This is a genomic window from Nesterenkonia sedimenti (assembly GCF_012641515.1).
Taxonomy (GTDB): domain Bacteria; phylum Actinomycetota; class Actinomycetes; order Actinomycetales; family Micrococcaceae; genus Nesterenkonia; species Nesterenkonia sedimenti.
Genome location: NZ_JABAHY010000032.1, coordinates 1 through 5680, shown reverse-complemented (window position 1 = coordinate 5680; position 5680 = coordinate 1). Strand labels below are relative to the sequence as shown.

Sequence of the window (5680 nt, the reverse complement as noted above, 5' to 3'; positions counted from 1 at the left end):
CTCTACGCGATGCTGCGTGACGGGACCTACTACCAAGACCCCGAAACCATCAGAAGCGGAACCGGCCACACCCTAGCGGCTTGACGAAAACCATAGAGGCACCCCCCATGCCGTCGAAAATGCTGATATACGATCAATCCATGACGGATAGTTCTACCGGCGCGGCCAAGATTCTTGTGGTCGACGACGAGAAGCCACTCGTGCGACTGGTGAGCCAGTATCTGCTTCGCGAAGGCCTCAGCGTCGACTCCTCCGGAGATGGAGCCCAGGCCGTGGGCATGGTCCGCGAGCAGGATCCGGCCGTGGTGATCTTGGACCTGGGTCTACCTGGCATGGACGGTGTGGAAGTGTGCCGGCAGATCCGTACGTTCTCCGATTGCTACATCATCATGCTCACCGCCCGTGTGGAGGAAGTCGATCGACTCATCGGTCTCTCCGTGGGGGCCGATGACTATGTGTCCAAGCCGTTTAGCCCCAGAGAGCTGGTGCTGCGGGTGAAGGCGATGCTCCGCCGACCTCGAACCGGTCGTGGTGGCGCGCAGGTTCTTGACGTGGGGGATCTCCGGGTGAACCTGGCGGGGCGCGAGATCCAGCTTCGCGACGCACCGGTTGAGCTGACCCGCACGGAGTTTGAACTACTAGTCGCGCTGGCCTCGAAACCTGGTGTCGCTCTCTCCCGGAGGGAGCTGATCAACCAGGTCTGGGGCGATGATTGGTTCGGTGACCGCAACGTTGTCGACGTCCACATCGGACATCTGCGCCGAAAGCTCGGTGATGACCCGAATTCACCTGAATTCATCCACACCGTTCGCGGGGTCGGCTACAAGATGGGGACTCCACGGTGAAACCGCGACTGGCCGGCTCTGGCCTCGGAACACGGATCTTTGTGGCGCTGATCGTGGTGCTCTGTGTCGCCGCGGTCACAGCCTGGATCGTTGCCCTGGTCATCGGGCCGAGGCTTTTCCATGACCATATGCTCATGGTCAGTCCCGCTGAGCCGTATTCTGATGTCGTGGCGCACGCCGAGGAGGCCTTTGACTCCGCCTGGCAGACCTCTTTGCTCTTGGCTCTGCTGGCGGCTTTCGCGACGTCCATCTTCGTCACCGTTGTTCTGGTCCGCAGGTTAGTCCACCCGATCCAGCAGATGCGGGCAGCAGTCACGAAGGTCGCTCAGGGTGATTTCACCGCCCGGGTGCCTGAAGGAGGCATCGGTCTCGAGTTTGCTCAGCTGATAAGTGCCTTCAACACGATGGCTGGCGAACTGGACCAGACCGAGCGCACACGCACACGTCTGCTGGCGGATCTGGGGCATGAGCTGCGCACCCCGGTCGCCACGCTCAACGGTTATCTCGAAGCGATGCAGGATGGTGTGGCCAGCGCCGACACCGAGACGTTAGTCATGCTTCGAGGCCAGACCGACAGACTGACCCGCCTGGCCGAGGACATCGCACTGGTCAGCGACGCCGAAGAGCGGCGTCTGAGCATGCACCCCACACCCACCCGGATCGGGGGCCTCCTCGCCGCCGCACAGTCCCAGACTCGCAGCCGCTATGAGACCCGCGGCGTGGAACTACACATGATCGCCGATGAAAATGCCAAGGCAGTGATGCTGCGCCTCGATCCCGACCGCATGGGACAGGTGCTGACCAACCTCCTCGACAATGCTCTGCAGCACACAGATCCGGGCGACACCGTGACACTCTCCGCAGAGGCCACTGATGCCTCGGTGACACTGAAAGTTCAGGACTCAGGCCACGGCATCGCGGCAGAACACCTTCCGCATATCTTTGAGCGCTTCTACCGGGCAGATACCGCCCGAGACCGCGCCCATGGTGGCTCAGGGATCGGACTGGCGATCGTGCGTTCCATTGTCACCGCCCACGGGGGTTCAGTGTGGGTCCACAGTGACGGGCCCAGCACGGGTGCCATCTTCACCGTGGACCTGCCCCGCCAGTCCAAGAACACTATGAAGGTTCAATGAAGGAACACGTGTGGGCCGCTGCGTCGAGACGGGCCCTGGCTACGATGAGTGGTTGCGCGCGAACCGGCACGCGCCGATCAAGACCACCGAATTGCGCGGAGGATCAGAGTGTCGGCTGAGGGAACCGTCTCCTTCGAAAGAGCGCCCCGAGTAGGCCGGCACCGTATGCTCGCCCTGGACGCCGCGCGCGGCCTGGCCGTGATCGGCATGATCGCCATCAACACCGGGCCCCGCGGCGACGACGAGATCCTCGAGCTAATCTACCGAGCGCCCTATGGTCGGGCGTCTTTGCTTTTCGTGCTCCTCGGCGGGATCGGGCTGTCCCTGATGACCCGGCGCTCCCGCACCGGGCGGGTCCCTCTGCCCTGGGCCGGGCTGCTCTGGCGCTGCGCACTGTTGATGCTGGGAGGATTGGCGCTGCAGTCCCTGGATCATGGGGTCTCCGTGATCCTGCAGGTCTACGCGCTGCTGATCCTCTTCTCCCTGCCGCTGCTTCGGGCATCTGGACGTATCCTGCTTGTGGTGTCCGGGCTCAGCGCCGTCGCCGGCCCGCCCCTATGGATCCTCGTCCAGGCTCAGACCGACGGAGGCTTCGATCGAGATCCCGTTTCGGCCACGGCCCCGATCGGGGAGATCCTCACCGGTATTGTGATCACGGGGCCCTACCCGTTAATCATTTGGGGTGCTCCCTTCGTCTTCGGGCTCTGGCTGGGCCGGCGGAAGCTCACCGAGACCAGGCACAGCACCCGCCTGATCCTCTGGGGCGCGGTGACAGCTGTGGGGGCCCGGGTGTTGTCCCCGGTGTTGGTGGCCATGTTCGGTGAACCCACCAGCCATCTCGACTGGCAGCGACTTGTCAGTGCGGTGGCTCATTCGCAGATGCCGTTGTGGCTGATCAGCGGCACCGGCTCCGCGGTCTTCGTGCTCGGTCTGTGCCTGAAAATACGGTCATGGGCACGACCCCGTTTCGCCCCGCTGGTCTTCCTCGGCCAGCTCGCATTAACGGCCTATATCGGTCATCTGCTGATCCTGGCCCTCATTGTGCGGCCCGGTCCTGACACCCTGTCCCAGGGGGTGCTCGCCGCTGCGTCAACGGTCGCGGTGTTGATGATCTTCGCCTGGCTCTGGCGTCAGCGTTTCAGCCGCGGACCTTTCGAAATGCTGCTCCGGGTGCCCAAGCTTCGCCGCACCACACCCTGATCGCGCATCACAGGCCGACCGGGCACCACTGCCTCACTGTGCACGTCTGTCTGTCTGGGCATCACTGCCTGATTGGGTACCGCTGGGGTGATGGTGGTCGACAGTTCACACCTCGCGGTTAAGGAGACGCTTGGTTTCGATAAAGATTCCCTGAAGACCTGGCGTTTGAGGCATCAGTGCGAGCCACACCGGTGTTGTCTTAGACATCACCGAGAATCCGCCTGACCCTAGGAGTACCCCCATGATCACGAAGAATCTCACCGCAAGCATCGGAGCTTTCGCCCTCGCCGCCACCCTCGCCGGGTGTAGCTCAGCAGAAGAACCCGCTGAGTCCGCACCGGAGACCACCCAGAGTGCTGAGGAAGTCTCAGCTCAGCACAACGAGGCAGACGTGGACTACGTCTCCGGGATGGTGATGCACCACCAGCAGGCAGTGGAGATGTCCGACATCCTGCTCGAGAAGGACGACATTGAGCCTGAGGTCACCACCCTGGCCGAGGACATCCGTGAGGCGCAGGGTCCTGAGATCGAGCAGATGCAGGCCTGGTTGGACGCCTGGGGTGAAGAAAGCGCCAGTGAGGGCGACATGGAAGGCATGGACCACGGCGACGGCGACATGGAGGACATGGACTCGATGGAGGGTATGTCGGACATGGAAGGCATGATGAGCGAGGACGACCTCGGTGAGCTCCAGGACGCCACCGGCACGGAAGCATCACGACTGTTTCTGGAGCAGATGATCGCCCACCATGAAGGTGCGGTGTCCTCCGCCGAAGATCACCTGGAGAACGGGGAGAACCCTGACGCGCTGGAGCTTTCGGAGAGCATCATCTCGGACCAGCAGGCCGAGATAGACGAGATGGAGACCATGCTCGAAGAACTCTGATCAACAAAGAAAGAGAGGGTCCTGCTGGGATGCAGCTGCATCCCAGCAGGACCCTCTCTTTTTCCTCGGTTTGCGTCAGGCCAGTTGTTCGACGGTGTTGCCACCATCCACGGTGCGCAGCACAGTGGAGTCCACGACCAGCAGCGCTTCCACGGACCTGTCTTCGGTGAGGCTGGCTCCGAGGGCCACGACTTCACCCACCGGCTCTTCATTGGCCGTCCAGCTCTGTCCGGCGTCGCGGCTGGTGAATAGTCGCCCATCAGTACCTGACCCGACGATGGTGGTCTCATCGGCCCAGGCCACACGCGAGATCAACCCCGGGGTCTCGAGAGTCTCCCAGCTGGACCCGTCGGTGGAGAGCAGCAGCCCGGCTTCGGTGGCAGCGACGATCGCGCCCGTCCCAGGGGCTGTGGCCAGAGCGGCCGGTGGGGCCGGAATCGCAAGGGTCTCCCAGTTCTTGCCGTCTGTGCTCATACGCAGTTCTCCGTCGAAGCCGAGGATGCGCTCCGCACCGGCAGTCAGAGCGTGGAAGTCTGATTCACCGCCTCGTGAGAGCACCGTCCAGCTCTCCCCTTGATCGGTCGATTCGATCAGCCCCACCGGTTCAGGCAGATCTGAGCCAGCTCCTGGGTGGCCCGAGGCGAGGTAGCGGCCCTCGGGGGCGAGCGTGAATCCCATCAGGTCCACCGTCGGACCCACAGTGACCAGTTCACCGTCTTCAACACGGAACAGGCCGTAGTGGGTGGCCAGCAGCACCACCCCATCGGCGGTGTCACGCGCGATGCCGTGGACATGACCCATCGCAGCACCAGCCTCAGAGTCTGCGCCATTTTGCGGCCCCGCGCCGGCCCCAGATCCTGCCGACGGTCCAGCCTCGGAACACGCTGTGACAACACCGGCGCCGAGCAGACCGATCCCACCAGTGAGCAGAAGCCTTCGGGTCAAAGCAGTCATACAGCCCTTCCTACAGATATCGGGAGTCCTCAAGAGTAAAAGGTCGGCCACCCATCCTATGCGCGGACCTATAGACGCCCAGGCGATGTTCTCTGAAGATTCGATGAAGGTCAGCGCTTCCCTCCTTGCTGGATACCCCTAGGGGGTATATACATGACAGAAGAAGTGACATATCTGCCCCACCCGTTCACACCTAAGGAGTCCCATGACTGCCGATACCTATCCCCCGCTGCCGCTGGCCTCCGCCGGCTGTGCCTGCTGCTCGCCCTCCCCCGCTGACGACCACACCGAGGCTCCCGCCGCGCCGACCCGGGCGGGGGGAGTTGCCACCTACGCAGTCGAGGGGATGACCTGTGGTCATTGCGTCGGCACAGTCCAAGACGCCATCCGCGCCGTGGAAGGGATCCAATCCGTGGAGATCGATCTCCAGACCGAGGGCGCCTCTTCTGTGACGGTGACCGGGCCCGTAGACCCGGAGGCTGTGCACTCCGCAGTGCACGACGCTGGATACTCCATCGCGGAATCCTGAGCACCCCTGAGCACCTCTGGCCATACCGGCCATCGTCAACCCGGCAGAAGGACGACTATGAGCACCCCGTTAGCTTCTAAGGGCACCAGTTCTCCGGCAGGATAAGTGGTGTTGTCCGGTCCGGCTCCTG

General features: G+C 63.0%; 6 protein-coding genes. 5 read left to right on the top strand and 1 reads right to left on the bottom strand.

Translation table 11 applies throughout. The features are described from left to right. The first annotated feature begins 140 nt into the window (after nt 1-140). From HGQ17_RS14740 to HGQ17_RS14725, 4 genes are all read left to right on the top strand, one after another. Nucleotides 141-845, top strand: a complete 705-nt coding sequence (locus HGQ17_RS14740) for a response regulator transcription factor (RefSeq protein ID WP_168888712.1) — start codon at nt 141-143, stop codon at nt 843-845. After that, nucleotides 842-1981 carry a sensor histidine kinase gene (locus tag HGQ17_RS14735; protein ID WP_168888711.1) on the top strand — a complete coding sequence of 380 codons (1140 nt, stop codon included), beginning with the start codon at nt 842-844 and terminating at the stop codon, nt 1979-1981. The genes HGQ17_RS14740 and HGQ17_RS14735 overlap by 4 nt, the downstream gene beginning before the upstream one ends. A gap of 108 nt (nt 1982-2089) precedes the next feature. Next, nucleotides 2090-3181 carry a DUF418 domain-containing protein gene (locus HGQ17_RS14730; RefSeq protein WP_168888710.1) on the top strand — a complete coding sequence of 364 codons (1092 nt, stop codon included), beginning with the start codon at nt 2090-2092 and terminating at the stop codon, nt 3179-3181. Between the two features lie 241 nt (nt 3182-3422). Then, nucleotides 3423-4067, top strand: coding sequence for a DUF305 domain-containing protein (locus tag HGQ17_RS14725; RefSeq protein ID WP_211090715.1), 645 nt, complete (start codon nt 3423-3425; stop codon nt 4065-4067). 75 nt (nt 4068-4142) lie between these two features. On the opposite strand, the gene HGQ17_RS14720 is transcribed toward HGQ17_RS14725, so the two are convergent. Next, nucleotides 4143-4868 carry a F510_1955 family glycosylhydrolase gene (locus tag HGQ17_RS14720; RefSeq protein ID WP_229503610.1) on the bottom strand — a complete coding sequence of 242 codons (726 nt, stop codon included), beginning with the start codon at nt 4866-4868 and terminating at the stop codon, nt 4143-4145. Between the two features lie 358 nt (nt 4869-5226). Here HGQ17_RS14720 and HGQ17_RS14715 point away from each other — a divergent pair, with 358 nt between their 5' ends. After that, complete coding sequence (locus tag HGQ17_RS14715) at nt 5227-5550, top strand: heavy-metal-associated domain-containing protein (protein ID WP_168888708.1); 324 nt, start codon at nt 5227-5229, stop codon at nt 5548-5550. Nucleotides 5551-5680: the final 130 nt, after the last annotated feature.